The organism is Pseudonocardia phyllosphaerae (genome assembly GCF_046546475.1).
GTDB classification, from domain to species: Bacteria; Actinomycetota; Actinomycetes; order Mycobacteriales; family Pseudonocardiaceae; genus Pseudonocardia; species Pseudonocardia phyllosphaerae.
Genome location: NZ_JBKGXS010000003.1, coordinates 1 through 25,528, shown reverse-complemented (window position 1 = coordinate 25,528; position 25,528 = coordinate 1). Strand labels below are relative to the sequence as shown.

At 72.3% G+C, this 25,528-nt stretch carries 26 protein-coding genes and 1 pseudogene; 10 read left to right on the top strand and 17 right to left on the bottom strand.

What is annotated here, in order from left to right; all coding sequences use genetic code 11:
• Positions 1–96: 96 nt before the first annotated feature.
• Positions 97–279, top strand: a pseudogene (locus tag ACLE50_RS08545) (GNAT family N-acetyltransferase); the annotation flags it as partial.
• Between the two features lie 396 nt (positions 280–675).
• Here ACLE50_RS08545 and ACLE50_RS08540 read toward each other — a convergent pair.
• A complete protein-coding gene (locus ACLE50_RS08540) occupies positions 676–1,752 on the bottom strand; it encodes an Lrp/AsnC family transcriptional regulator (protein WP_410942892.1) in 1,077 nt (358 codons plus the stop codon).
• Between the two features lie 103 nt (positions 1,753–1,855).
• On the opposite strand from ACLE50_RS08540, the gene ACLE50_RS08535 reads away from it, so the two are divergent.
• The 4 genes from ACLE50_RS08535 (at position 1,856) to ACLE50_RS08520 (ending at position 5,950) form a co-directional block, all read left to right on the top strand.
• Entirely contained in the window at positions 1,856–3,370 is a 1,515-nt protein-coding gene (locus ACLE50_RS08535; protein WP_410942891.1) for an AbgT family transporter, read from the top strand.
• A 29-nt stretch (positions 3,371–3,399) separates the two neighbouring features.
• Positions 3,400–4,668 (top strand): Zn-dependent hydrolase, encoded by a 1,269-nt coding sequence (locus ACLE50_RS08530; RefSeq protein WP_410942890.1) that lies wholly within the window; start codon positions 3,400–3,402, stop codon positions 4,666–4,668.
• A 98-nt stretch (positions 4,669–4,766) separates the two neighbouring features.
• Positions 4,767–5,192, top strand: coding sequence for a cytochrome P450 family protein (locus tag ACLE50_RS08525; RefSeq protein WP_410942889.1), 426 nt, complete (start codon positions 4,767–4,769; stop codon positions 5,190–5,192).
• Complete coding sequence (locus ACLE50_RS08520) at positions 5,081–5,950, top strand: cytochrome P450 (protein ID WP_410942888.1); 870 nt, start codon at positions 5,081–5,083, stop codon at positions 5,948–5,950. The genes ACLE50_RS08525 and ACLE50_RS08520 overlap by 112 nt, the downstream gene beginning before the upstream one ends.
• A 6-nt stretch (positions 5,951–5,956) precedes the next feature.
• On the opposite strand, the gene ACLE50_RS08515 is transcribed toward ACLE50_RS08520, so the two are convergent.
• Positions 5,957–6,529 (bottom strand): hypothetical protein, encoded by a 573-nt coding sequence (locus tag ACLE50_RS08515; protein WP_410942887.1) that lies wholly within the window; start codon positions 6,527–6,529, stop codon positions 5,957–5,959.
• A gap of 196 nt (positions 6,530–6,725) precedes the next feature.
• Between ACLE50_RS08515 and ACLE50_RS08510 the strand changes: the two genes are divergently transcribed.
• Entirely contained in the window at positions 6,726–7,310 is a 585-nt protein-coding gene (locus ACLE50_RS08510) for a DinB family protein (RefSeq protein WP_410942886.1), read from the top strand.
• Between the two features lie 4 nt (positions 7,311–7,314).
• Here the strand turns inward: ACLE50_RS08510 and ACLE50_RS08505 are convergent, their stop codons facing one another.
• The 4 genes from ACLE50_RS08505 to ACLE50_RS08490 all read right to left on the bottom strand — a co-directional run bounded on the left by ACLE50_RS08505 (position 7,315) and on the right by ACLE50_RS08490 (position 13,392).
• On the bottom strand, positions 7,315–7,722 hold the full coding sequence (locus ACLE50_RS08505) for a molybdopterin-binding protein (protein ID WP_410942885.1): 408 nt from the start codon (positions 7,720–7,722) through the stop codon (positions 7,315–7,317).
• Between the two features lie 274 nt (positions 7,723–7,996).
• Complete coding sequence (locus ACLE50_RS08500; RefSeq protein WP_410942884.1) at positions 7,997–9,082, bottom strand: DmpA family aminopeptidase; 1,086 nt, start codon at positions 9,080–9,082, stop codon at positions 7,997–7,999.
• Positions 9,083–9,181: 99 nt separating this feature from the next.
• Positions 9,182–10,564: an APC family permease gene (locus ACLE50_RS08495; protein WP_410942883.1), complete on the bottom strand. Its 1,383-nt coding sequence runs from the start codon at positions 10,562–10,564 to the stop codon at positions 9,182–9,184.
• A 422-nt stretch (positions 10,565–10,986) separates the two neighbouring features.
• Positions 10,987–13,392 carry an FdhF/YdeP family oxidoreductase gene (locus tag ACLE50_RS08490; RefSeq protein WP_410942882.1) on the bottom strand — a complete coding sequence of 802 codons (2,406 nt, stop codon included), beginning with the start codon at positions 13,390–13,392 and terminating at the stop codon, positions 10,987–10,989.
• 498 nt (positions 13,393–13,890) lie between these two features.
• Between ACLE50_RS08490 and ACLE50_RS08485 the strand changes: the two genes are divergently transcribed.
• Entirely contained in the window at positions 13,891–14,565 is a 675-nt protein-coding gene (locus ACLE50_RS08485; RefSeq protein WP_410942881.1) for a hypothetical protein, read from the top strand.
• An 8-nt stretch (positions 14,566–14,573) separates the two neighbouring features.
• Here the strand turns inward: ACLE50_RS08485 and ACLE50_RS08480 are convergent, their stop codons facing one another.
• The gene (locus ACLE50_RS08480; protein WP_410942880.1) at positions 14,574–15,047 is read right to left on the bottom strand and encodes an NUDIX domain-containing protein; all 474 of its coding nucleotides are present in this window, start codon (positions 15,045–15,047) and stop codon (positions 14,574–14,576) included.
• Positions 15,038–15,985: a nicotianamine synthase family protein gene (locus ACLE50_RS08475; RefSeq protein WP_410942879.1), complete on the bottom strand. Its 948-nt coding sequence runs from the start codon at positions 15,983–15,985 to the stop codon at positions 15,038–15,040. Before ACLE50_RS08475 ends, ACLE50_RS08480 begins: the two co-directional genes overlap by 10 nt.
• Before the next feature lie 124 nt (positions 15,986–16,109).
• On the opposite strand from ACLE50_RS08475, the gene ACLE50_RS08470 reads away from it, so the two are divergent.
• From ACLE50_RS08470 to ACLE50_RS08460, 3 genes are all read left to right on the top strand, one after another.
• Positions 16,110–16,433: a DMT family transporter gene (locus ACLE50_RS08470; protein WP_410942878.1), complete on the top strand. Its 324-nt coding sequence runs from the start codon at positions 16,110–16,112 to the stop codon at positions 16,431–16,433.
• Positions 16,426–16,953, top strand: a complete 528-nt coding sequence (locus tag ACLE50_RS08465) for a TetR/AcrR family transcriptional regulator (protein WP_410942877.1) — start codon at positions 16,426–16,428, stop codon at positions 16,951–16,953. Before ACLE50_RS08470 ends, ACLE50_RS08465 begins: the two co-directional genes overlap by 8 nt.
• A 70-nt stretch (positions 16,954–17,023) precedes the next feature.
• Positions 17,024–17,737 carry a metal-dependent transcriptional regulator gene (locus tag ACLE50_RS08460; protein WP_410942876.1) on the top strand — a complete coding sequence of 238 codons (714 nt, stop codon included), beginning with the start codon at positions 17,024–17,026 and terminating at the stop codon, positions 17,735–17,737.
• Positions 17,738–17,810: 73 nt separating this feature from the next.
• Here ACLE50_RS08460 and ACLE50_RS08455 read toward each other — a convergent pair whose 3' ends face one another.
• From ACLE50_RS08455 to ACLE50_RS08415, 9 genes are all read right to left on the bottom strand, one after another.
• Complete coding sequence (locus tag ACLE50_RS08455; RefSeq protein ID WP_410942875.1) at positions 17,811–18,356, bottom strand: Dps family protein; 546 nt, start codon at positions 18,354–18,356, stop codon at positions 17,811–17,813.
• A 47-nt stretch (positions 18,357–18,403) separates the two neighbouring features.
• Positions 18,404–18,556 carry a hypothetical protein gene (locus tag ACLE50_RS08450; RefSeq protein ID WP_410942874.1) on the bottom strand — a complete coding sequence of 51 codons (153 nt, stop codon included), beginning with the start codon at positions 18,554–18,556 and terminating at the stop codon, positions 18,404–18,406.
• Between the two features lie 66 nt (positions 18,557–18,622).
• Entirely contained in the window at positions 18,623–18,988 is a 366-nt protein-coding gene (locus tag ACLE50_RS08445) for an STAS domain-containing protein (protein ID WP_410942873.1), read from the bottom strand.
• A complete protein-coding gene (locus ACLE50_RS08440; RefSeq protein WP_410942872.1) occupies positions 18,985–20,136 on the bottom strand; it encodes a cobalamin B12-binding domain-containing protein in 1,152 nt (383 codons plus the stop codon). Before ACLE50_RS08440 ends, ACLE50_RS08445 begins: the two co-directional genes overlap by 4 nt.
• Positions 20,133–21,779: a PP2C family protein-serine/threonine phosphatase gene (locus tag ACLE50_RS08435; RefSeq protein ID WP_410942871.1), complete on the bottom strand. Its 1,647-nt coding sequence runs from the start codon at positions 21,777–21,779 to the stop codon at positions 20,133–20,135. The genes ACLE50_RS08440 and ACLE50_RS08435 overlap by 4 nt, the downstream gene beginning before the upstream one ends.
• A 1-nt stretch (position 21,780) precedes the next feature.
• On the bottom strand, positions 21,781–22,209 hold the full coding sequence (locus tag ACLE50_RS08430) for a DUF2071 domain-containing protein (protein ID WP_410943250.1): 429 nt from the start codon (positions 22,207–22,209) through the stop codon (positions 21,781–21,783).
• A 160-nt stretch (positions 22,210–22,369) separates the two neighbouring features.
• A complete protein-coding gene (locus tag ACLE50_RS08425; protein ID WP_410942870.1) occupies positions 22,370–23,044 on the bottom strand; it encodes a DUF4383 domain-containing protein in 675 nt (224 codons plus the stop codon).
• A gap of 78 nt (positions 23,045–23,122) precedes the next feature.
• Positions 23,123–24,307 (bottom strand): AI-2E family transporter, encoded by a 1,185-nt coding sequence (locus tag ACLE50_RS08420; RefSeq protein WP_410942869.1) that lies wholly within the window; start codon positions 24,305–24,307, stop codon positions 23,123–23,125.
• A 1,036-nt stretch (positions 24,308–25,343) separates the two neighbouring features.
• Positions 25,344–25,528 (bottom strand): hypothetical protein (locus tag ACLE50_RS08415; protein ID WP_410942868.1); only part of this gene is annotated, 185 nt, incomplete at its 5' end.

The following is a 25,528-nucleotide window of genomic DNA, read 5'->3' as shown; positions in this document are numbered from 1 at the left end:
CAGGCTCCGAGATGGTCGTGATGGGAGGCCCGCTGCAGCAGACCCGAACTGGCGTTCGAGTTTCTGCGCCGCGTCTGGGGTTAGGGGTACGCAACCGAGGCTTCGACAGCGGTCCTGGGCTGGGCCGGATCGGTTGGCTATGAGCGCCTGTGGGCCACGGTCTGGGACTGGAACGTCGCTTCGCGTCGTGTACTGGCGAAGATCGGGTTCACCGAGACCGGCCGATCAGAGCCGCACCCGGTTCACGGGACGAACGTGCTCATGACGATCCGGCTCTGAAACAGCATCCGTGAGCCGGCCCGTCGTCGTGCTCACGCCGACATCCTGCGCGAGCAGATCCTCACCGGCTGACGCCGCATACTCCGCACATGTTCGCCCGCCTGCACCACATGCAGCTCGCCATGCCCCGCGGCCGCGAGGGCGACGCGCGGCACTTCTTCGTCGACGTGCTCGGGATGGCCGAGATCCCCAAGCCGCCGGTGCTCGCGGCCCGTGGCGGGGCCTGGTTCCAGCCGGCGGCGTCGAGCTGCACCTCGGCGTCGACGACGACTTCGCCCCGGCCCGCAAGGGCCACCCCGGCATCGAGGTCACCGACCTCGACGAGATCGTCCGCCGGCTGCGGGCGTCCGGGCAGGACGCGGTGTGGGACGGCGACTTCCCGGGGTTCCGGCGGGTCTACGCCGTCGACCCGTTCGGCAACCGGCTGGAGTTCCTGGAACCGGTGTCCTGAGGTCCCGCGCGGCGCCCGTCCTGCAGCGCGAACCCCATGCGCTTGTGGTTGTCGTGGCACAGCATCCGGTCCACGACCTCCCCGGCCCCGAGCCACTCAACGAGCTGCGCCTCGAAGCCCGGTACGTCCTCCACCCGGCGCAGCCAGGCCGTGACGTGCAGGTTCGCCGAGCCCATCGTCGTCATCAGGGACCGGACGTCCGGCAGCTCGGTACGCAGCCGGCGCCGGGTGGCGGTGGCGTTGCCGGCCAGCGCCGCGGCGAGCGGGGTGGGGACGCGCAGCCAGAACATGGTCACCGCGCGCCAGCCGAGGTCGGCGGGGCTGACGTCGCACCGGATCCGGGTCGACGGGTCGTCGACGAGGCGCTGCAGCCGCCGCGCCACGGTGCTCTCGCTGGTGCCCAGGCCGTGCCGGTCGTTCAGCCGCCGGGTCAGCGCGACGACGCTGGCCCGGCCGTCGACCGAGAGCTCGGACTGCAGCGCCAGGCTCACCGGGTCGGCGGGTGCGCGGACCGGACGTCCCGGGGTGCCACCGAGGCCGCGTAGTTCCCGGGTCTGCTGATCGCTCAGCGCCCGGGTGCGCCAGTCCGCGCCCGAGGTGATCGCGGTCGTCACCGGGATCACGGTCAGCCCGGTGACGCCTGGGACGGACTCGATCGTGTCCTCCACGCAGCGGGCGGTCTCCGCGGCGTCGCGCGTCTCCAGGTAGAGGCAGACCGCCCGCGCGCCGGAGGTGAGGTGCACCGTCCGCACCCGCGGCTCCGCGGCCGCCCGCCCGAGCACCTCGGTGCGGGCCTCGCCGACGGCGTCGACGAGGGCGAAGGTCAGCGACCGGCTCCCCGGGTGGACCTCGTCGACGGCGATCCAGGCGAGCCCGTCGGAGCTGAGCCGCTCCCAGCGCTGGGCCAGCGCGTCCGCGCCGATGTCCAGCACTCCGGCGAGGTCGACCCACCGGGCACGCGGCGCCTCCTGCAACGCGCTGATGAGAAGCAGGTCGGTCTCGTCGAACCCTGCGGGAGACACGGCGTGAGCGTAGCCGGACTGCGGTTTTCCCGCCGATTCATCCGCGATCCGACCTATATGTCCACAGTCATGGGATTCCCGAGAGCACGACGGAGGAGGACCAGTGCTGACGACGACGAGTCCCGTGGACCGGGCGATCGCCGGCGTGGAGCGGCTGGGCAACCGCCTGCCCCACCCGATGTACCTGTTCCTCTACCTGTTCGCGCTGATCGCCGTCGGCTCGACCGTCGGCGCCTGGCTGGGCGCGTCGGTCGTCGTCCCCGGCAGCGCGGAGCCGACCGTCGTGCGCGGCTTCCTCTCCGCCGACGGCGTGCTGTGGCTGCTCGACAGCTTCATCGACAACTTCATCGAGTTCCCGCCGCTCGCGACGGTGATGCTGATCGTCGTGGGCGTCGGGATCGCCGAGCGCACCGGGCTGATCAACGCCGCGATCGCCGCGCTCTTCGCCCACGTCCCACGCGGACTGGTGCCCTACGCCGTCGCGGTGATCTCGTGCCAGGGCCACGTCATGAGCGACGTCGCCATGGTCGTCATCCCGGCGCTGGCCGCGGTCGTCTACCAGAAGGTCGGCCGCAACCCGATCGCCGGACTGGTCGGCTCGCTCGCCTGCGTCGCGGCCGGCTACGGCGGCGGCGCGCTGGTCGGCGCATCCGACGCGCTGCTGTTCGGCATCACCGAGAAGTCCATGCAGATCCTGCCCGGTATCCCGGTCGAGGCGTCGCTGCTCATGAACTACTTCTTCGCGCTGACCTCGGGTGTCGTCCTCGGCCTGCTCGGCGGCTACATCCTGGACAAGGTCCTCGAGCCCCGCTGCCCCGAGCCGGTGCCCTCCGACGAGGACGACACCTCGCTCGAGCTGCACGCGATCCAGCGCCGGGCCCTGGTCGCGGCCGCCATCGCGCTGCTGATCTACGTGGCGGTGCTCGGGGTCGCCTGGGTCTGGCCGGGCAGCCCGCTGCAGGGCAAGGGCGGCACGCTCGTCCCGTCGCCGCTGCTCTCGGCGATGGTGCTGATCCTGTTCGGCGCGTTCCTGATCTCCGGCATCGCCTACGGTGTCGCCGCGCGCTCGCTGACCTCCCGTGACCAGCTGCCGTCGATGATGGCCCAGTCGCTGCGCGAGATCGCCCCGTACATCGTCTTCGCGCTGGTGCTGGCCCAGGCGCTGGCCCTGTTCACCTGGTCGAACGTCGGCACGTTCCTCGCGGTCAACCTCGCGTCCGCGCTCAACGCGGTGCACCTGACCGGGCTGTCCGCGCTGATCATGCTGGTGCTGCTGACCTGCCTGCTCAACATCCTGATCACCAGCGGGTCGGCGCTCTGGGCGCTGCTCGCCCCGGTGATGGTCCCCAGCTTCATGCTGATCGGGCTCTCGCCCGCGGTGACCCAGGCCGCGTACCGGATCGGCGACTCGATCACCCAGCCGTTGTCGCCGCTGAACCCGATGCTCGTCCTGGTCCTGACGATGCTGCAGCGCTACGAGCCCGACGCGAAGCTCGGCACGCTGATCGCCCGCAGCGCGCTGTTCGCGGCGCCGTTCCTGGTGGCGTGGATCGTGATCCTGTCGATCTTCTACGGCCTGGACATCCCGGTCGGCCCCGGCGCCGGCATCCACCTCTGACGACGCCCGACCAGGACGGAGCTCCTCCGATGCAGCCCGCTGACCTCGACGTGCGGATCGACGCCGCCCGTTTCGACGCCTGGATCGCCGAGTTCGCCGCGCTCACCGAGCCCGGCTCCGGGCCCGGCGTGACCCGGCTGGCGTACACCCCGCTGGAGCGCTCGGCGCACGCCGCGTTCGCCGCGTTCATGAGCGACCTCGGCCTGATCGTGTGGACCGACGCCGCAGGCAACACGATCGCCGAGCACCCCGGCACCGAGCCCGGCCTGGCCGCGGTCGGCACCGGGTCGCACCTGGACAGCGTCCCCGCGGCCGGCGCGTTCGACGGCATCGCCGGGGTCGTCGCGTCGATGGTCGTCGCCGAGGCGATCGTGCGCACCGGGACGACGCACCGCCGCCCGATCCGGTTCGTGGCGTTCGCGAGCGAGGAGGGCGCCCGCTTCGGGCAGGCCTGCCTCGGAAGCCGCATCGCCGCCGGCCTGACCGGCCCCGACGACCTGCACCGGCTCCGGGACGCCGACGGGATCAGCGTCGCCGCGGCCATGACCGGTCTCGGGCTCGACGCGGCCGCGGCCGGTGACGCACGCTGGGACGCCGACGACTGGGCCGCGTTCGTCGAGCTGCACATCGAGCAGGGCTCTGTCCTCCACGCCGAGGACGTGCCGGTCGGCGTCGTCGACGTCATCTCCGGCAGCACCCGGCTCGAGCTCACGCTGACCGGCACCGCCGCGCACTCCGGCGGCATGCCGATGCACCTGCGCCGCGACGCCCTGTGCGCGGCCGCCGAGATCGTGCTCGACCTCGAGGCACTGGCCTGCGACGACGAGCACGACGGCACCCGCATCACCGTCGGCAGGCTCGACGTGTCACCCGGCTCGATCACCACCATCCCGGGGCGGGCGACGCTGACCGTCGACATCCGCGACGTCGAGACGCTGCGGCAGCGCCGCACCGCCGACGCCGTCCTGAGCCGCGCGGCCCGGATCGCCGAGCGCCGCGGCGTCGGGCTGCAGAGCCGCGCGATGGCCGAGACCCTGCCGGAGGAGCTGTCCCCGCAGATCCGGTCGGCGCTGATCGACGTGTGCCGCGACGCCGGCGTCGAACCGCGGGTGCTGCCCAGCGGCGCCAGCCACGACACGCAGATGATCGGGACGGTCTGCCCGGTCGGGATGCTGTTCGTGCCCAGCCGCAACGGCGGGGTCAGCCACGCGCCGGAGGAGCACAGCGACAGCGACGACCTGCGGCGTGGGGCGGAGCTGCTCGCGGCAGCGCTGTTGCGGCTCGACGCGCAGCTGTAACGGGGAGCCGACTCCCGCGGGATGGATCATCCGCCCACTTCCCCCATAGGGTGACAAGTGGACACGCGCGGTGACTGCGCCCGACGGAGATGAGGTCCATGGCAGTGGGGGACATCCCGAGCAGCGACGTCGACCTCTACACCGCGAAGGCCCGGATCGATCCGTACGGGATCTACGCCGAGCTCCGCGACCTCGGGCCGGTCGTGTACCTGTCCCGCTACGACCTCTACGCCCTCCCGCGCTACGACGAGGTGCGCGCCGCGCTCATGGACTGGCGGACCTTCTCCTCGGCGCGCGGGGTGTTCGTCGATCCCGGGGTCAACGCCCAGCTCGAGGGCATCACCCTGTGCAGCGACCCGCCCGAGCACACGGCGATGCGCTCGGTGCTGGGCGGCCGCTGCGCCAGGACCGGATGCGCGAGGTCGCGCCGCGGATCGAGGCCGAGGCCGACGAGGTCGTCGAGCGGCTGGTCGCCCGGGGCCGGTTCGACGCCGTCACCGAGCTGGCCGAGTACCTGCCGATGACCGTCGTCTCCGATCTCGTGGGCCTGCCCGACCAGGGCCGAGAGAAGATGCTGGAGTGGGCCGCGGCGATCTGGAACACCCAGGGCCCGGCCGACGAGCGGGCGGCTGCGGCGGGGCCGGTCGTCGAGGAGTTCATGGGGTTCGCGTTCAACGACGCGGTGCCCGGCAAGATCGACCCGGACGGCTGGGCCGCGCAGCTCTACGACGCCGCCGACCGCGGCGAGATCCCGCGCGACAAGTGCCCGGTGATGATGCTCGACTACGTCACGCCCAGCCTGGACACCACGATCCTCGCGATCGCGAACACCATCGCGCTGTTCGCCGAGAACCCCGACCAGTGGGACCTGCTGCGCTCGGACCGCAGCTGGATCCCGCACGCGATCAACGAGTCGCTGCGGATCGAGTCCCCGGTGCCGCAGTTCAGCCGGGTGCTCACCGAGGACCACGAGATCGGCGGGGTCCCGCTCGCGGCGGGCGCACGGGTCGCGCTGCTGTTCGGCTCGGCGAACAGGGACGAGCGGCACTATCCGGACCCGGACCGCTTCGACATCACCCGGCGGCCGTCGGACCAGCTGGCGTTCGGCCGCGGCGAGCACGTGTGCGTCGGCATCCACCTGGCCCGGCTCGAGATGGGTGCGCTGCTGGAGCGGCTCGCGGACCGCGTCGCGCACTTCGCGATCACCGACCGCCAACCGATGATCAACAACGGGTTGCGGGGGTACGACCGGCTGGACGTGGAGATCGAGCCGGTCGTCTGACCGGCTTCATCGGCCCTCGCCGCAGTAGCCGTCGTTGTCGCCGTCCCGCTCGCCGGCGAGGCACGGGTGTCCGGAGTGGCCGGTGCGCGGACGGGTGCCACCGCCGCTGCTGCTGCCGCTGTCGCGATCCGGCTTCGACGCCGAGTCGTCGTCGTTCGAGTTCGAATCGGAGCCCGATCCCGAGTTCGCGTTGCCGTTCCGGTTCGCGCCGCCGCGGCTGGAGAAGTAGACCTCGCAGGCCTGGCCGTCGGCGTCGGGATCGAGGCGCGCGGTGTTGCCGGGGCGCAGTGCCGCCTGCGCCGCGGACTGCGAGCTGAACCCGTCGCAGCCCCGCAGATCGACGTCCTCGACCGTCGTCGGGACCGCGGACGTGCTGGTCGGGGTGGGTGAGGCGGTCGTGGTCGGTGTCTCCGACGTCGTCGTCGGAGCAATGGTCGTCGGTGTCTCGACGGGCGGCGGTGCCGCTGCCGGGGTGTCCGGGTCGCCGCCGCACGCGACGGCGAGACCGCCGGCGATCAGGATGCCGGCGAGCAGGAGGGCGGGGCGCCGCATGCGGGTGGGGGAGTCGGGGGAGGTCACGGTCGGGGCTCACGTTCTACGGGGAGGAGCGGGGGAGCGCGTCCGCGCGATCAGGTATCGCGAACGCATCCGTATGATCGGCACCACACACGTCCGCGTTACCGGAGGGAGCGGCGCTCGTGGATCCCGGCGGCCCGACGCTCGAGGTCATCGACCCGTCGGGCAACACACTGCGGTTCTGCGAGGTCTGCTGACCATGTCCTCACCCGACCTCAAGGCCGATCTGCACGCCCACCTGCAGCTGGCGCGCGAGGTCGTCGTCTGGAAGCTCGACGGTCTCTCCGACTACGACGTCCGGCGCCCGCTCGTCGACACCGGCACCAACCTGCTCGGCATCGTGAAGCACCTCGCGACCGTCGAGTGGGGACACTTCGGCGCCGCGTTCGGCCGGCCCGACCCGGTCGTCCTGCCCTGGACCGACGACGACGCCGAACCCGACGCCGACATGTGGGCCTCGGTCGAGGAGCCCCGCGCGCAGGTGGTGGAGCTGTTCCAGCGGGTGTGCGCCGCGTCGGACGCGGTGATCGAGAGCCGCGACCTCGACGCCGTCGGCGAGGTCCCGTGGTGGCCGGCTGCGACCCGGCGGACGACGCTGCAGCACGTCCTGCTGCACACCGTCGCCGAGGCGCAGCGCCATGCCGGGCACGCCGACGTCGTGCGGGAGCTGATCGACGGCACGGCCGGCTACGCCGACGGGGCGCCGCTGATCAGCCGGGACGAACCGGGCTACCGGGCGCTGCACCGGGAGCGGCTGGAGGCGATCGCGCGGGAGTGGCGGTAGCGGGTCACTTCCCCGCGACCCGCACCACCTTCAGCTCCACCAGGTTGCTGACGTACCGGCCGCCCTTGACGTCCCCCGGCACCACCAGCCGCGGCTGCGCCAGCGGCCTGCCGTCCTCGGTGATCGCGACCAGGATCCCGCGGTTGCCGAAGTCGGGGGAGACCTCGCCGTAGGACACCAGCGCACGGTACCCGTCGGCGCCGATGCCGAGCACGCCGAAGGAGAGCTGGTCGTTCTTGTCCTTCGTCGTCGCCAGTGCGTCCGCCGGGAGCAGCGACGCCAGCGGCACCCCGGTCTCGGTGTGCTGCTGCGGGCCCTTCGCGCTGCCGTAGCGGACGTGCACGGTCTTCTGGGGGAGCTTCGCGAGCGCGGCGCGGTCGTAGCTGCGCGGGGCGCGGACGTCGCCGGACACCGAGACCGCCCCGGCGGGCGCGTGCGCCGGTGCCGCCGCGGGCGCGGGAGCCGGGGAGGCGGGGCCGGTGCCGTGGCCTCCGCCGAGGCGCAGCCGGTCAGGAGGACCGCTGTTGCGGCGACGACGGGAGCGAGACGGCGCAGATGCGACATGCGACGACCGTAGAGATCCGTTGCGACGTGCGGAATCCGCCGAACGGCGCAGGAGGTGAGCAGAGCCGGGGCGGCGTGCGGCGGCCGAGGGGGTGACCGCCGCACGCCGCGGCTCGGGGGTGTCAGGCGTCGACGCGCGTCTTCCACCGCTCGTGCGGCATCGCCGGGACGCGGTGCCCGTCGTTGCCGGTCATGTCCTCGGCGGCGACGAGCGCGTTGAGCACCGCCTCCTCGACGGCCTGGACGGTCGCCTCGTAGAACGGGTCGATCCGGCCCCACGGGACGAAGCTCAGGGTCTCGAACTCGGCGTCGTCGGCCCGCGGGAAGTGGCTGGTCAGCGCACCCGGGTTGGCCGTGCTGAACGCCAGGAACAGGTCCCCGGAGAAGTGCGATCCGGTGGTGCCGGTGCGGGCCAGGCCGAACGGCACCCGGCGGGCGAGCGCCTGGCACTGGTTGGGCAGCAGCGGGGCGTCGGTCGCGACGATCACGATCACCGAGCCGGCGCCGGCCGGGGCGAGCCAGGAGGTGTCGGACATCGGGTCGTCCTCGGCCAGGTCCGCCACGCCGACGCGCTCACCGGCGACGGTGAGCTCGCCGCGGTCGCCGAAGTTGGCCTGCAGCAGCACTCCGACGGTGAACTCCTGCCCGGCGTAGCTCACCACCCGCGACGCCGTGCCGGTGCCGCCCTTGTAGCCGTAGCAGGTCATGCCGGTGCCGCCGCCGACCGAACCCTCGGCGACGGGCCCGGACGCGGCGGCGTCGAGCGCGGCGACCGCGTCCTCGGGCCGCACGACGGAGGCGTCGGTGTCGTTGAGGTAGCCGTCCCAGGTCTCCGCGACGACCGGCAGCAGCCAGCGCGGCGGGGAGTCCGGGCGCTCGCGCACCACCCAGTCGATCGCGCCGCGGTGGCACGGCCCGACGGCGTGCGTGTTCGTGATCAGCACCGGCAGCGGCAGCGCGCCGCTCTCGTCGATCATCGCGGTACCGGTCATCTCGCCGTTGCCGTTGAGCGAGTAGCGCCCGGCCGCGCACGGGGTGCCGAAGTCGGCCTTCCCGCGGGGGAGGACGGCGGTGACCCCGGTACGGACCGACGTGCCCTCGACGAGGGTCGTGAAACCGACCTCGACCCCGGGGACGTCGGTGATCGCGTCGTTCGGGCCCGGGCGGCCGGCCGGGGCGATGCCCAGGTCACGCGCGCGGATGGTCATGGGTCCTCCGTGTCGTTCTGCGTCGTTCTGTGTCGTTCACGTCGTTCTGTGGTTCGCCGCAGGTCGTGCGGTCGTGCGGAGATGATGCCGGGTGCGGACTCAGTCGGCCGCGACGGCGGGGACCGGCTCGACGGCGTCCTCGGCGACCTGCCAGCCGCCGCGGTTGCGGAACCGCACCAGGTAGTAGACGACCGAGAGCAGGGCGATGCCACCGGTCACGTAGAGGCTGGGCCGGCCGACGTCGGGGTCCAGCGCGCTCTGGTAGACCACGAACGCGAGGGCGAGGAACGCCAGCACCGGGGCCAGCGGGAACAGCGGCATCTTGTAGATCCCGTGCGCGGTGGAGCCGTTGTGGCGGCCGACGATCGCGCCGATGCACAGCATCGCGCAGACCACGACGATCCCGCTGCTCGTCGCGACCAGCAGGACCTGCTCGTCGACGAAGCACAGCGCCGCGGACAGGACACCGACCACCAGCGAGGCGATCCACGGCGTCCCGAACTTCGGGTGCACGGTGGACAGCGACTGGTTGATCGGCCGGATCCAGGCCCGGTCCCGGGCGGTGCTGAAGATCAGCCGCGAGGTCAGCAGCATGATCGCCAGGACGGCGTTGGCGATGGCCAGGGCGACCGCGATGCTCAGCACCAGCTCGAGCGTGGAGCCGCCGCGCACGTTGACGAAGTAGGTCATCATGCTCTCCGCGGAGAACAGGGCCGGCAGGTCCGGCGCACCCATCAGCACCGCGGTGACCGGCAGGATCTCGGCGAGCACGGTCACCAGCAGGGCCAGGATGACGATGCGGGCGATGCTCTTGGCCGCGTCCTGGGTCTCCTCGCCGAAGTAGGCGGCGGAGCCGTAGCCGTTGTAGGCGAAGATCGCGACCGAGGTGGCGACGACGATCGCGCCCATCCCGACCGAGCTGCCGTCGGCGCCGACCGGGTGCAGGACGAGCTCGCTGAACGGCCGTGCCGAGTTCATGAAACCGAGCACGCAGACCACGGCCAGCGCGAGCAGCTCGACGGCGAGGAAGACACCGGTCACCCAGGCGTTGACCTTGACGTCGAAGACGGCGACACCGCCCGCGACCAGGCAGACCACCGCGGCGACGACCGTCCCGGACACGCCGGGGATCACCGCCCCGACGTACTGGCCGATCCCGAGCGCGATCACCGCGACGATCATGATCTGGGTGACGATCATCAGCCCGAGCACGACGAAGCCGGGGAGCCGCCCGAGCGTGCGGGTGACCATCGCGTACTCCCCGCCGGCGAGCGGGAACGCCGAGGACAGCTCGGCGTAGACGAAGGCCATGAACACGCCGACGACGGCGGCCGCGGCGAAGCTGATGAAGGCCCCGGAACCGGCGGTGGTGAGTACCCCGGGCGCGATGATGAAGACCGACGACGCGGGGCTGATCGCCGACAGGATGATGAGCAGCGTGCCGAAGCCGCGCAGGCCGCGGCGAAGGACGGGTGCAGACATGGCGGGGGTGTCTCCCTGGTCGGTTGGTAGGGAGATGCTCTGCCTGCCGTGCGGGGCGTCAACACGGGCACAGTGTTCGATGCTCTGCTCGCACCGAGACGCTCTGTCCTGTGGTTCGCCGGTGATGTCGCCCACGTAACTGAACCGACGATGCGGGTTACGAAGGCTGGAGAATCCGCGGATGCGGATCTATAGTGGATGCCATGCCGCAGAACGGAGTTCCGACCATGCCGCGGCAGCGGTGTGGCCCGGACCTCCGTCATGCGTCTGTTACGTCGGCTCCCGCCGGGAAGCTGCCGAAAACCGAACTGCCGCCCGCCGAGGGCTCGGCGGACGGCAGTGGTGTGGAGCTCCGTACCGGAGCTGGGACCGGTACGGCGCGGTGCCGGCCTACGGGCCGGCACCGCGGAAGTACGTCGTGCTCAGGCCTCGCTCTTGGTGATGGTGACCTGGACGTTCTTCATGAGCGGCTGGTCGCTCTGCGTGCTGTAGTCGGCGATGCCGATCAGCGCGTTCATCTCCGGCATGTACCCGGCGGCGCTGCCCTTGGGCAGGTCGTAGCGCAGGGCACGGTAGCGCTTGACGACGCGCTGCGAACCGTCGCGCGAGGTGGAGGTGATGTCCACGAAGTCGCCCTCGTGGATGTCCCGCTGACGCATGTCGTCGTCGTTGAGGAACACCAGCTCACGCAGGTTCTTGATGCCGCGGTAGCGGTCGTTGTTCGAGTAGATCGTGGTGTTCCACTGGTCGTGCGACCGCATGGTCTGGAGCACCAGCGTCTCGGAGTCGGCCGGGACCACGTTCGGCAGCGGGGCCAGCGAGAACTCGGCCTTGCCCGACGGGGTCAGGAAGACGCGCTCACGGGCCGGCTGCGGGATGCGGAAGCCGCCCTTCTTGTGGACCTTGGCGTTGAAGTCCTCGAAGCCGGGGAGCACGCGCGCCATGACGTCGCGGATCCGGTCGTAGTCCTCGACGTACCACTGCCACGGGGTGGCGCTGTTCGGCAGCGCGGCGGCCGCGATGCCCGAGATGATGGCCGGCTCGGACATCAGGTGCTTCGACGCCGGGCGACGCTTGCCCGCCGAGATGTGCACCTCGCTCATCGCGTCCTCGACCGTGATGCCCTGCGGGCCCGCGGGCTGCTGGTCCTTCTCGGTCCGGCCCAGGCAGGGCAGGATGACGGCCTTGCGGCCGTGGACCAGGTGGCTCCGGTTCAGCTTGGTGCTGACCTGGACGGTCAGCTCGCACTTGCGCATGCCCGCGGCGGTGTACGAGGTGTCCGGCGCGGCCATGACGAAGTTGCCGCCCATGCCGACGAAGACCTTGACGGTGCCGGCGTGCATGCCCTCGATGCTGGTCACGGTGTCGAGGCCGTGGTCACGCGGCGAGGTGATGCGGCAGACCTCGTCCAGGCGCTCGAGGAAGCCCTCGTCCGGACGGTGGTCGATGCCGCAGGTGCGGTTGCCCTGCACGTTGGAGTGGCCACGGACCGGCGACGGGCCGGCGCCCGGACGGCCGATGTTGCCGCGCAGCAGCAGCAGGTTGACGATCTCGCGGGCCGAGTCGACACCGTGCTCGTGCTGGGTGACGCCCAGGCACCAGCTGATGATCGACTTGTTCGACTTGAGGTACATCTCGCCGACCTTGCGGACGACGGCCTCGTCGAGCCCGGTCTGCTCGGAGATCTCCTCCCAGCTGGTGGCGTCGACCATGGCGCGGTAGTCGGCCATGCCGTTGGTGTAGGTGGCGAGGAACTCGTGGTCCAGCGCGTTCGGGTCGGTCTCGGCCGCCTCGAACACCACCTTCGCCATGCCGCGCAGCAGCGCGAGGTCGCCACCGGGGCGGACCTGGACGTTCATGTTCGAGGTCTTGGTGGCCTTGAACAGGGCCATGTCGACCATCTCGTGCGGGACGATGGTCTTGGTCGAACCGACCTCGACCAGCGGGTTCACGTGCACGATGGTCGCGCCGCGACGGGTGGCCTCGGCCAGCGCCGTCAGCATGCGGGGCGCGTTGGAGGCGGCGTTCACACCCATGATGAGGAGGAACTCGGCCTCCTCCCAGTCGTGGATGTCCGCGGTGCCCTTGCCGGTGCCGATCGACGCCGAGAGCGCGCGGCCCGAGGCCTCGTGGCACATGTTGGAGCAGTCCGGCAGGTTGTTCGTGCCGTACTCGCGGGCCATGAGCTGGTAGAGGAACGTGGCCTCGTTGCTCAGCCGGCCGGAGGTGTAGAACGACGCCTGGTTCGGGTTGTCGAGCTTCTGCAGCTCGGTGCCGATCAGGTCGAAGGCGCCCTGCCAGGAGATCGGCTTGTAGCGGTCGGTCTCGGGGTCGTAGACCATCGGCTCGGTGAGCCGGCCCTCGTTCTCGAGGTCGAAGTCGGTCCAGTCGGCGAGGTCGGCGACCGAGTGCTTCGCGAAGAACTCACGCTTGACGCGCTTCGGCGTCATCTCCCAGGTGACGTGCTTGACGCCGTTCTCGCAGAAGTCGAGCGTCAGGCTGTTGTCGTCCGGCCACGCACAGCCCGGGCAGTCGAAGCCGTTGGCGTGGTTCATGACGAACATGGAGTGCGTGCCCCGGCCGAGCTCGCGCTCCTTGACCAGGATCTTGCCCACCGACTGCGCGGCGCCCCAGGAGGCGGCGGCGTGGTGGTACGGCTTGCTCGACCACGCGCCGTCGGTCGGCGGGCCGAAGCCACCCTGACGGGGGACGTTGGTCATCAGGCCGGGAACGCGCCCCGGAACCTTGACGGGCCCACGCTTGCCGCGGGTGGTCGCCTCCTCCGGAGCCTCGGTCGTGGTCTTCCGGGGGGTGTGGTCGATGCTCACGACCGCTCCCTTCCTGTAGGTGATGTGGCGCTTGTAGCTGCGGAGGCCGAGTGGTGGGTCCGGTGGGCGCCGGCGTCGGGGCCCCGGAGGGCCGGTAGCCGGGTCACGCTCACCGGATCGCTACGCAGGAGTGCGGCCAAGGCGGTCCGTCGCCGTCGGACGGGACGGACGGGCACGGCCCACCGCCGACGGTGAAACCGTCGGCTTCCCACGTCTCGCGGAACCGCGCCATGGCCTTCATCTTACATCTTGCAAACGCGTTGTGCGGTGAGTCCCCACACCCTCTGATCTGCATAAACGATGGTTTGATAGGCAGTACAGATAGGACTCGAGAGGGTATTTGCGATCCCTGATTCCGCATGTGGGAACGGACAGGATTCGCTGTTCCGCAGAACAGGGCTGCAGGTCCTCCTCGTGCCGCGTCTGCGGCGACGTTGACCCCCCACCCGGGCGCGGGTAGCACTGCGGAGGACGCAGGACGAGTGGAGAGTGGACCCCGTGAACGCACACACGCGCAAGACCTATGAGGCACTGGTCGGGACCCCGGCCCCGCGCGACCTCGAGTGGGACAAGTTCGAGCACCTGTGGTCCGACATCGCCGACGAGGTGAAGAACGAGTCGGGGGACCGGCTGTCGGTGACGATGAACGGGCACCGCGAGGTCTTCCGGCGCCCGCACGACGGCCGCGTGTCCATCGAGGACGTCGAACGCGCCCGGCACCTGCTGAAGGCGAAGCCGGAGACCCAGGGCGAGGGGCAGTCCCTCGGGCACGTGATCGCCGTGGCGATCGACGAGAAGAACGCCCGCGTCCTGGACTTCGACCTGGACGCGGTGAAGGTGACCGACACCGAGCACGACGTCCGCGACCACACCGCGCAGGGACACCACCTGCGCACCGTCGAGCGCCACACCGGCCACGACGACGAGCAGGACCTGGTCACCTACTTCGACGACCTGGCCAAGGCGCTGCAGAACGACCTGCAGGGCCGGAAGTTCGTCGTCCTCGGCCACGGGCGCGGCAAGTCCGACGCCGCCGCCGGCTTCGTCGAGCGGCTGGACACCAAGCACCACGAGCTCTACCAGCAGCTCGCCGGCACCGCGGACGTCGACCTGAGCGCGGCGAACGACGCCGAGCTGGAGCATGCGGCCCTGAAGGCCGCCCAGGCGGAGTAGCTCGCCGCTCAGCGGGGCCCGACGCCGTGCAGGTCCCAGCCCGCGAGCGGAGCCGCCGGGTCACGCCACACGGCGAGCACCGCCCGGGTGTGCACGAAGACCGGCTCCGGCACCGTGCCGGGGCCGGTCCAGCGCCACTCGTCGGCCGCGTGCGGCTCGGTGACGTGCAGCTCGGCGTCGGCGGGGACGGGGACGTGCACGGCGAGGGTGACCCCGCTGCCGTCGAGCCGGACGCAGAGCCCGACCAGCTCACCCCGTGCGGCGACGACCCCGGTCTCCTCGGCCAGCTCGCGCAGCGCCGCCGCGACCGGGGTCTCGCCGCTCTCCAGGTGTCCGCCGGGCAGTGACCAGGTGGGCGTCTCGCCCGCGGTGACGCGGTGGCCGACGGCGATCAGGCCGTCCGGGCGTTCGGCGACCACGCCGACGCCGACGACCGGTCGCCCTGCAGTTCCTGCAGGGCCGGCCCGCCGGGTCACCGACATCGGCCGACGAGCACCGAGTTCACGACCTCGGTGTGCGGGTGGACCTCGACCAGCACCTCGCAGGACGGCAGGTCGAGCGGGCCGATCTCCGGGTAGAGCAGCGTGCGCAGGCCGTGTGCCGAGCGCACGAGCAGATGGGCGCCGGAGCCGACGACCGCGGCCAGCCGGGCGACCACCTCGGCCTTCGCGGCGGCGTCGGCGCCCACCAGCGCACCCACCAGGACGACGTCGGCGTGGCCCAGCTCGGTGACCAGCTCGTCGTCGAGGGTGGGGGCCTCCAGGTCGGCGACGAGGCTGCGTACGCCGGCGTCCATGCAGGTCGCGGCGGCCATCGCCGACCCCGCGGCGACGGCGTCGGCGTCCCGGTCGACGTGCAGCACCTCCGCGCCGTACCGGGTGGCGAGCACCAGGCCGGTCAGCGGCAGCGGACCGGAACCGAGCAGGACGACCCGGCCGGGCCGCGGGACGCACGCGGCGTCCAGCGCCGCCAGCTCGAGCTGCACGAGATCCTCGTAGTTGGCCAGGTAGGGGAACCGCTGCAGTTCGGCGTACGGGTCCGGGGCCGCGGCGATCCGCGCCGACCAGTACCGCTCCATGTGGCCCTCACCTGCCGCGGCGATGGCGCGCAGCGCGTCGGCGTGCGCACCGAGCCGGTCCAGAACGTCCGCGCCGCAGCCGCGCGGGGGATGGGTGCACAGCCCCACGAGCTCGCCGAACGCGGCGTCGACGACCGGGCCGGGGCGCAGGTCGCTGCGCTCCAGCCGGCGCCGCAGTGCGATCAGCCGGTCCACGGTCTCCCGGGTGCCGGGAGCCGGGGCGTCGTCCGTGTCGGAGCCGTCGTGCGTGCCGTGCCTGTCGTGTGTGTCGTCACCGGGTGGGCGCGGGACCGGGAACCCGTTCGTGCGGAGTGTGCCGTTCCGTGTGCTCTCCGTACTCACGATCAGACCGTAACCGGCGAAATCGACAATGGATGCCGTCGAGTGGGTGGTCACACAAACTTGAGCGAACGCTCCACTTCCGGCGTACCGTCGGACACGGACGTCAGATGAGGAGGATCCGGAAATGTGGGGCTGGCTGGTGACGGCGATCGTCGCCGAGGTGACGGGGACCGTCGCGCTGCGCTTCTCCGCGGGGTTCAGCAGGCTGCTGCCCTCGCTGGTGACGCTGGCCGGCTACGGCCTGGCCTTCTGGTCGTTGTCCCAGGCCCTCGCCCGGGGGATGCCGCTGGGCGTCGCCTACGGGGTCTGGGCCGCGACCGGTGTCGCGCTCGTCGCCGTGATCGGGGCGATGTTCCTGGGCGAGTCGCTGACCTGGGTGCAGATCGGCGGGATCGTGCTGGTCATCGGGGGTGTCCTCGCGCTGGAGACCGGCGGCGCGAATGCCTGAGGTCGCCGACGGGCGCCGGGCCAAGGGCGAACGGCGCCGCCGCGCACTGCTCGACGCCGCGCTGCGCCTGCTCGGCCGGGACGGTGTGGCCGCGGTCACCCAGCGTGGTGTGGCGGCCGAGGCCGGGGTGCCGCCGAGCGCGGTCCTCTACTACTTCGACGGCGTCGACGAGCTGCTCGTCGCGGCGCTGACAGCGGTCAACGACCGCTACGTCGCCCGGCTGGAGGCCGTCGCGACCCTGGACGACCTCGCCGCGATGCTCGCCGAGTGCGGCGCCCAGGACCGCCAGCAGACCATCGCCGAGTACGAGCTGCTGCTGCTCGCCGCCCGCCGCGACGACCTGGCCGCCGAGGTGCGCCGCTGGGACGACGCGCTCGCCGCCGTCGCGGCCCGTCTGGTGGCCCCACCGCACCGGCCGCTGCTGGTGGCGGCGGTCAACGGCCTCGCGTTCGGTGCGACGCTCGGCGCTCCCGCCGAGCTCGACCCGGCCTGGTTCGGCGGGGCCCGTACCGACCGGTGACGGGCCGGACGGCCTCACGATCCCCCGATCCGGGGGGTTCGGCGTGCCGGTGGCGGGATACCGTGGACCCATGAGCACGGACCCGGCCGGCGAGCGTCACTCGGAGTCCGTGGAGAACTACCTCAAGACGATCTTCCTGCTGGCCGAGCGCTGGGAAGGTGCGGTCGGGGTCTCGGCGCTGGCCGAACGGCTGAAGGTGTCGTCGCCGTCGGCGTCGGGCATGGTCCGCAAGCTCGTCGACGCCGGGCTGGTCGACCACGCCCGCTACGCGGGCATCACGCTCACCGCGGAGGGGCGCGCGTCCGCGCTCGCCGTCGTCCGCAGGCACCGGCTCCTGGAGATGTTCCTGGTCACCGAGCTGGACCTGGCCTGGGACGAGGTCCACGAGGAGGCCGAGGAACTCGAGCACGCGGTGTCCGACCGGCTGCTCGACCGGATCGACGACCGCCTCGGCCACCCGGACTTCGACCCGCACGGCGACCCGATCCCGCGCCGGGACGGCTCGCTGCCCGTGGTGCGTGCCCGCCGGCTGCCCGAGCTCCGCTACGGCGAGGGCGGCGCGCTCGTCCGGGTCGACGACACCGACCCCGCGATCCTGCGCTACCTCGACGAGCACGACGTCCGCCTCGGCGACCGCGTCGACCTACTGGAGCGCCGCCCGTTCGAGGGCCCCTACGTCGTGCGGGTGCGCCGCCAGGGCACCGGCCGCACGTCCCGGCCCGAGCAGGAGTGGGGCCCGACGCTGGCCGAGGCGCTGTGGGTCGGCGCCGGCGACGAGGCCTGACCCCGATACGCGAATCGGCCCGGCCCCGCGGTGTGCGGGACCGGGCCGACCGGCGTGGAGCGGGTGCCGACGGTCAGCGGGCTTCGGCCGCCGCGTCGGTCTCGCTGGAGGCGTCCGCCGACTTCAGCGAGCCGTCGGAGTTCTCCAGGTGCGCCCGGACGAACCACTGGAACTGCTCCAGCTCGCCGGTCTGGCCGGTGAGCAGGTCCTCGGTGACCGGGTCGAGCGCACCGGTCTTCTCGATCGCGGTGCGGTGGTCCTTGATCACGCCGTCGTAGACGAGGTCGAGCGCGCCGAGGTGGGCGATCGCGTCGTCACGGCCGATCGAGTAGTCGTCCCAGGTGCGCTCCTTGACCAGCGAGCCCGGGGTGCCGTTCGGGGACCCGCCGAGGGTCGCGATACGCTCGGCGATGTCGTCCACGAAGCCACGGACGGTGTCGACCTGGGGGTCGAGCATCTCGTGCACGGCGATGAAGTTCGGCCCGATCACGTTCCAGTGCACGTGCTTGAGGGTCAGCTGCAGGTCGTTGAGGGCGTGCAGGCGGTTCTGCAGCAGCTCGACGACCTTCTCGGCGTCGCCGCGCTCGAGGCCGGGAACGGTGTAACGGACGGTGGCCATGGTGGTTCCCTCCAGGGATTCTGATCGAGTTCGACCGGGCGGGGTCGTCAGGCGCCGGTGTCGACCGGCTGGGCGCCCAGGTGGACGCCGTCGCCGTCCGGGGTCTCGTCGACCGGCGTGTCGCTCTGCTCGGTCGGGACCGCACGGGTGTCGTCGAGATCCTCGGCGCCGGCGGTCCCCGCTGCGTCCGGTGTCGTCATACGAGGCGGGTACCCGCCACCACGGCATGTATGTCCGCCGGGCAGTGATCCATGTCCCCGGGTGGGTCAGGTGTCGAACTGCTCCTCGCGGGTACGGGCGCTGCCGCCGACGAGGTAGGCGAGGGTGTTGGTGACGCGCAGCAGCCGGTCCAGGGCGCCGCTGCGGCGGTCCAGGACGAGCTCGACGCCGTTCCGTGCGGTGTCCCGCCGGATCATCAGCAGCGACGACAGTCCCGTGGAGTCGCAGAAGGCCAGGTCCGCGCAGTCGAGCCGCAGCTCGGAGATCCGGCCGGCCTCGGCGTCGAGCAGCTGCCGCACGTCCTCGGTCAGCGCGTCGACGGTGTCGTAGTCCAGCGCACCGGCCAGCCGGACGGCCACGACGCCCGCCTGCGGGCGCGACCAGGTCAGGGAGAGCTCTCGCGGGTCGCTCATGCGGGCCTTCCGGTTCGGAGCGGGGGAGCGTCGGCCGGGTCGGCTGAGGTCACGGCGTCCGGGGAGTCCGTGGAGCCGGCTGACGCCGCGGCGTCGGCGTCGGCGCGCGCCTGCAGCGCGGTTGCGAGCACGTCGCTCGCCCGGGCGAAGTCGCGCAGCTCCGCGGCGAGCATCCGCAGCGTCGGCGGCAGCACCGTCGCGGGCACCCCGCGGGCGGCGAGGACGTCGGCGGTCCAGGCGAGGAACGACGTGAACAGCTCGGCGTCGCCGGTGTAGAGCGCGACGGCCAGGAAGTCCACGATGTGCCGGACGTCCTCGGCGGTGCGCTGGGTCTGCTCGTCGTCGTAGTCGCGCATGGCCGGGATCCGCTCGGCGAGCCGGTCCATGACGGCGGCGACGAGTTTCGGCGCGTTCCGGTCGACGAGGGTGAACTCCTGGTCGGCCAGGTGCGGCAGGTCGTCCATCGGCTGGGTGTGCGGGTGCGACGGCGCGAGCAGGCCGGCGGTCAGCGTCGCCGCCGCCGCGCGGGCGTCGGGCGCCCAGGCGTCGGCACCGAGCAACCGGGCGTAGCGGCCCTCGGCACCGAACGCGGCGCCCCCGACGATCACCGGCACACCCGCGGCCTGGCAGGCCGAGATCGTCGCGTGCGCGGTGGGCAGCCGGGTCGCGATCATCGACGACAGCGCGACCGCATCCGGGCCGGTCCGGTGCAGGTGGGTGATCAGATGCTGGGTCGGGACCTGGGCGCCGAGATAGTCCACGGTGAAGCCGCGCAGCCGCAGCACCTCGGCCAGCAGCCGGGCGGGCAGCGCGTGCCACTCGCCGTCCACACAGGCCACGGTGACCCGGCCGCGTTCGCCCGAGCCGCGGCCGTTGGTGAGCGCCAGGGTGCCGATGACCCGGTCGTTGATCGCGGTGGCGGCGTGCTCCTGGGCGACCGTGATGTTGTTCGCGGCCCACTCGGTGCCGACCCGCTGCTGCACGGCGCCGATGACGTCGAGCAGCACGCACTCGGCCCCCAGGCCGTCGCGCAGGGCGTCCACCACGATGTCGACGGCGGCGTACTCGTCGCCGCGCAGTACCGCGTCCCAGAGCAGGTCGCGGTACTGCCCGGCCGTGTCCCCGTCGCCGGAGGGGGAGCCGGTCATGCGGTGTACCTGCCACGGCCGTGCCCACCGACGGCGGTGAGGTGCTGCCCGCGGGGCGCGGTGATGGCGAGGACGGCCATGTCGTCGTGCCCGTTGCGGCCGACCCACTCGGTGGCCTTCATCTGCACCCGCTCGACGACGGCCTCGGCCGGCATCCCCGCGCACTCCGCGGCGACACGCTGCAGCCGGTCCTCGCCGAACAGGTCGCGGCCCATCGGGCCGCCCTGGGCCTCGGTGATGCCGTCGGTGTAGAGCAGGCAGACCTCGCCGGGCGCGAGCCGGACCTCGGCCGTCGTCGCCTCGATCGAGGGCAGCGCACCGATCAGGGTGCCGCTGGTGGCGGCCTCCTCGACCCGGCCGTCCGCCCGGATGATCAACGGTGGTGGGTGACCGGCGCAGGTCAGGCGCAGGTGCACGTCGGATCCCTGGCGGGCGACCGAGGCGAGCACCAGGGTCACGAAGCGGGCGTGGTCCTCGCTCAGCAGCGCGTCGTTGAGCAGCCGCAGCATGCGCAGGTGGTCACCGGCCATCGGCAGCAGCGTGTGCAGCGAGCTGCGGATCTTGCCGGTGAGCACGGCGGCCTCGAGGCCCTTGCCGCACACGTCGCCGAGGACGGCGAGGGTCTCCTCGGCCGCCTCCGAGCCGCGCCCGGCGGGGTGCACGTCGTAGAAGTCGCCGCCGACGCGCTCGCTGTCCTGCGACGGCCGGTAGCGGCCGGCGAACTCGACGCCGCCGATCTGGTGCAGCTCCGGCGGGAGCAGCTCCCGCATGAGGGTCTCGGTGATCGCGGCCTGCTGGGCGAACATCCGGGCCGCGGACATGGCCAGCCCGGCGCGGCCGGCGAACTCGCGTGCGGTGGCCTCCTCGCCCTCGCTGAACGGACCGGAGCCCGCGCGGCGCAGCAGGATCAGCGCACCGGCCGGGATGCCGTGGCCGGGCAGCGGGGTGACGACGATCGAGCCGACCTCGCCGAAACCGGCCGGGGTGACCCAGGCCGGCGCGGTCAGCGGGTCGATCCAGCGCGACGGCACCGGGGGAAAGCCCTGCAGGGCCTCGGCGAGGCCGGGGACCTCCTCCGGGTCCAGCCGCAGGTGGGAGCCCCGTGGCGCGGCCCCCTCCCCGGCGACGGAGGTGACGATCTGGAACTGGCCGCGTGCCGCGGGTGTGATGACCAGCGCGCCGTCACACAGCCGGCTGGTCGCGAGACCGGCGGTGACCTCCATGCAGCGGGTCAGGTTGAGCGAGCCCAGCAGCGCGGCGGAGGCCTCGGACAGGAACGCGGCGCGGGCCTGCTCGATCCGCAGCTCGTCGCGCACGGAGCGGACGTCGGTGACGTCGAAGAGCCACCAGGTGACCGAGCCGTCGGGCTGGGAGACGGGCTGGGCCTCGATCGCCCGGCCCTCGACGACGTCGGAGAACGCGTCCGGCCGCTCGCCGCAGGCGGCACTCGCGGTGGCCAGCCAGGGGGCGACCCGGGACAGCGGCTCCCCGGTGCGCAGCTGGGGAAGCAGCGCCTCGGCGGCGGCGTTGGCGCCGTCGACGGTCCCGTCGGTGCCGACCGTGAGCGCCGCGCAGGGAGCGTCCGCCCAGCGCGCGTCGACCGTGGCGGTCGGCTCGCCGGCCGTCGGCTCGACGTCGGTCACGTCAGCTCCTGCCTTCCCCGGGTCGGTGCTGGTCGCAGGGCGACCTTGATCGGCCCGTGACCTTGCACGCTACCCGGTCGTGCTGGAGGCAAACCCCTCCCCGTGACCGGGTCGCCGGGGTCTCGGCCGAGATCCGGCGCCGACCCGAGAGCCGGACCGGCAGACCGGGCGAGGCCGGCACGCTCTCGGGGACGCCGCCCACCGGAGGAACCCCGGCCGCGGCGACGACATCCTGGTCGAGCTCCAGCAGCTCCGCACGGTGCAGCGGCCACTCGGGACGGGTGTTGCGCCGGCGGACCGTTCCGAGCGGACGAGCGGTGTGCAGCGCCCAGCGAGCGGTGAGGAACTGCTCCAGCGACGACGGCCGCCCGATCCGTTGCCCGGTCCGCACGGTGGTCCGGGCGCGATGGCGTCCGGGTCGGCGCGCCAGTGCAGGAACACGACGTCGGCCCAGTACTGGTGGAGCAGCGGCCGGTCGATCCGGTGCGGCGGACGTGCCGTGACCGGTTCCGGCTGGTGCTCCGCCGTGCGCCCGGACCCGGTGCGGTCCGGGCGGTGGCGGTGGCGGTGGCGGTGGCGGTGGCGCAGTGTCACGCGGGCGTCGGCCCGTGCTCGGTCAGCTCACGCCAGGCTGCGCGGCGCTGCTCGACGTCGCGGATGGTGTCGATGCGGGCCAGGGTGCGGCGCAGCTCGTCGCTCCCGCCGCCCGCGGCCACGGTGCGCTCGGCCTCGGCCAGCGACCGGGCCGCCTCGGCGTCGGCTGCGGTCCGCGGAAGCTGCTGGTCACGGTCCTGCCCGGTCTCGGCGTCGACGGTGCGCCGCTGCTCGGCGGCGTACGGGTTGTCGTCGGGCAGCCGGCCGCTGAACCGGCCGTAGGCGCCGAGCACCAGCATGACCAGGCCGACGACCAGGCTGAACACGACGTTCGGCATGCGGAACGCCAGCAGGTTGTACGGCGTGGTCATGAGCACCGTGTTGACGACGCCGGACAGCAGGAACAGCGCGCCGACGACGACGCTGGTCGTCGACGCGAGCCGCCCGCCCCGGACCGCCGCGGCGAGCAGGACGGCGCCGAACACGACCGACGCGGTGGACAGCAGGCCGTTGGTGCTCATCCCGAGCACCGGCGACCCGGTGGTGGAGAAGAACTCGAGGCCGCCGAGGAAGCCGAGCACTCCGAAGACCAGGAGCACGACTCCGACGACGGCGCTGCTGAGGCGGTGCAGACCGTCGAGACGGCGCGAATCGGATCCGAGTGATGACACGACGTGGTTCTCCGTTCTGTCGTGCGGGGCACCTCGGGGATATCCGGTTGTGCACGACACGAAACCGCGGAGCGCCGGTCATGCCTCCCGGGTGTGCGGGGCAGGCCCCGGCCCGTGCGGGGCCCGGGGCGGCCGCGCCGAGCGCGGGTCGAGCGGGTCGATCCGATCCGGGTCGCGCAGCTTCGCGTCCGACGGCCTGCGCAGCGAGCGCACCCCCGCGTCGGCGACGGTCACCACCGGGACCGCGAGCAGCGCACCCGGGATCCCGGCCAGCAACAGCCCTGCGGTGATGGGCAGGACGACCGCGAGCGGGTGCAGCTGGACCGAACGGCCGAGCAGCAGCGGCTGGAGGACGTACCCCTCGACGTTCTGCACCAGCACCAGCAGGCCGAGCACGAGCAACGCATCGACCCAGCCGCCGGACGCGAGCGCGACCAGGACGGCGACGACGCCGGTCACGAACGCCCCGATCGTCGGCACGAAGGCGCCGAAGAAGATCAGGGTGGCGAGCGGGACGACCAGGGGCACACCGATCAGCCACAGCCCGACGCCTGCGGTCACCGCGTCGACCGCCGCGACGACGACGATCGCCCGCGTGTAGCCGACCAGCGAGGCGAACGCGCGCCGTCCCGCCACGTCGGCCCGGGTCCGTGAGGTACGGGGCACCGCACCGAGCAGGAACCGCCAGATCCGCGGGCCGTCGTGGATCAGGAAGATCAGGGTGAACAGCATCAGCAGCGTCTCGGCCGCGAGCTCGCCCGCCGTGCCGACCGCGCCCAGCACGTTGTTCGCGAGCTCGGTCTGGTTGCGCTGCAGGGTGGCGAGCACGCCTTGGGAGAGCGCGGCGAGCTGGTCGTCGTCCACCCGGAACGGCGGACCCGCGAGCCGGTCGCGGATGACGAGCACGGTCTCGGTCAGCTGTGCGGAGAGCTGGGGGAGACCTGCGAGGAACGCGGCCACGGCCCCGGAGAGCACGCCGGCGGTGGTCGCGATCCCGCCGATGACGACGATCGCCGTCGCCACCGAGCGCGGGAGGTAGGGGACCCGGGTCAGTACCCGTGCGATCGGGGCGAGCAACGCGGCCAGGATCAGGGCGAGCACCACGGGGAGCACGAGCAGGGACAGCTGCGCGAGCAGCCACGCGACGACGGCGACCGCCGCCGCCACGATGAGCCCGCGCCAGGCGATGCCGGTCGCGATCGTGAGTGCCGTCGGGATCCGCGCCGGTCCTGCGGTCTCCGGTGCGTCGTCCCGCGGGTCCACCGCTCACCTCCACCTCGTCGGGTCACGCATCGTTCCCGTGGCCCGTGCTGCGGCCGGGTACCCGACGCCGCTCCGGCCACACCGGTCCGGCGCGCACGGTGACGGTAGTCCTGGGCACCCGGACGCGACGCGACGCGGCGGGAACCCGCGGGGAGGAGTCGTCGCAGGACCGGGGGACGTGACACCCGGGTCCGGATACAGGGAGTGCTCCTCGCACCGTCGCGACGCGCATTCGCCCCCGACGCGCTGCTGGCCGACGGGCGAGGAGCACTCGAAGGGCCCAACGCGCGCAGCGGTCCGCGGGATACCCCCCTGATGCGGTGACGTGGGGCGTGCTCTCCGTACCGGTGGCGACGAGGTGACCACCCGGGGGTGGTCGCCGGGCCCGATCGGGCGTCGCGGGGTGCGAGTGCGCCGAGCCCCCGTCCGCCGTGTGCCCCGCCGGCGTCCCGCCGCGCCATGCGTCCTTCCACGCGCACCCGTCACGCGCGCACACGCGCGAGGCCGGGGCTCTTTCCACGCACGCGCGGGCGATGCCCCGGCCCACGGTGGGGCCGGGCGGGACGAAGCGGACGGAGCGGGAGGTACGCACCGGATGTGGGCGTCCGAGTGGACGTCGAGAGGTGGATGCGCCGGAAGTCCACGCTCGGGCACACCCATGGGAGCGGGTACGCGGGAGCGGCATCGTCGCAGGTGAAAGCCCGATTCGTAGGTGTCCCGACCGACGATGACACCACGTCACCAACGTCCACGACAGCGGGAGTGACCGGGGTCACCGATACTCGTTGATGCCGGGATCTGCATGCGAGATCCTGTCGGCAACCTGCTGTTCGCCTGGCCCGCGCCCGTTGACCTGCGACGACGCCGTCGGCGACCCCGGGGGACCCCCCGGTTTGACCGCGCCGGACACCGTGCCGTAACTTATTCCTTGTCAGCGAGAGAGCCGGACAGGACGGGCCCACCGAGGCCCGGCCAACAGGCCCCGCGGACAGTGAGACCCCCCGGTTAGGGACCGACTGAGTCGGTGTGGTTAACTTCAGGGGTCGCAGGATACAAGATGATCCGCCTTCGGATTCGGCTTCGCGGTCGGTGATGTGGTGCGGGTGTCCTTTGAGAACTCAACAGTGTGTCGAGCTAAATTATATGGTTTGGCGTTTTTGTGCCAGATTGTTTTTGCCGTCTGGTCTGACCCCGTCGGGTCGGGCGGCTTCTTTGGTAAGT

Coding starts and splice junctions, on each gene's coding strand:
- ACLE50_RS08530 (WP_410942890.1), top strand. CDS start 3,400: ATGCAGCCCGCTGACCTCGACGTGCGGATCGACGCCGCCCGTTTCGAC.
- ACLE50_RS08525 (WP_410942889.1), top strand. CDS start 4,767: ATGGCAGTGGGGGACATCCCGAGCAGCGACGTCGACCTCTACACCGCG.
- ACLE50_RS08520 (WP_410942888.1), top strand. CDS start 5,081: ATGCGCGAGGTCGCGCCGCGGATCGAGGCCGAGGCCGACGAGGTCGTC.
- ACLE50_RS08510 (WP_410942886.1), top strand. CDS start 6,726: ATGTCCTCACCCGACCTCAAGGCCGATCTGCACGCCCACCTGCAGCTG.
- ACLE50_RS08500 (WP_410942884.1), bottom strand. CDS start 9,082: ATGACCATCCGCGCGCGTGACCTGGGCATCGCCCCGGCCGGCCGCCCG.
- ACLE50_RS08495 (WP_410942883.1), bottom strand. CDS start 10,564: ATGTCTGCACCCGTCCTTCGCCGCGGCCTGCGCGGCTTCGGCACGCTG.
- ACLE50_RS08480 (WP_410942880.1), bottom strand. CDS start 15,047: ATGTCGGTGACCCGGCGGGCCGGCCCTGCAGGAACTGCAGGGCGACCG.
- ACLE50_RS08470 (WP_410942878.1), top strand. CDS start 16,110: ATGTGGGGCTGGCTGGTGACGGCGATCGTCGCCGAGGTGACGGGGACC.
- ACLE50_RS08465 (WP_410942877.1), top strand. CDS start 16,426: ATGCCTGAGGTCGCCGACGGGCGCCGGGCCAAGGGCGAACGGCGCCGC.
- ACLE50_RS08460 (WP_410942876.1), top strand. CDS start 17,024: ATGAGCACGGACCCGGCCGGCGAGCGTCACTCGGAGTCCGTGGAGAAC.
- ACLE50_RS08455 (WP_410942875.1), bottom strand. CDS start 18,356: ATGGCCACCGTCCGTTACACCGTTCCCGGCCTCGAGCGCGGCGACGCC.
- ACLE50_RS08450 (WP_410942874.1), bottom strand. CDS start 18,556: ATGACGACACCGGACGCAGCGGGGACCGCCGGCGCCGAGGATCTCGAC.
- ACLE50_RS08445 (WP_410942873.1), bottom strand. CDS start 18,988: ATGAGCGACCCGCGAGAGCTCTCCCTGACCTGGTCGCGCCCGCAGGCG.
- ACLE50_RS08440 (WP_410942872.1), bottom strand. CDS start 20,136: ATGACCGGCTCCCCCTCCGGCGACGGGGACACGGCCGGGCAGTACCGC.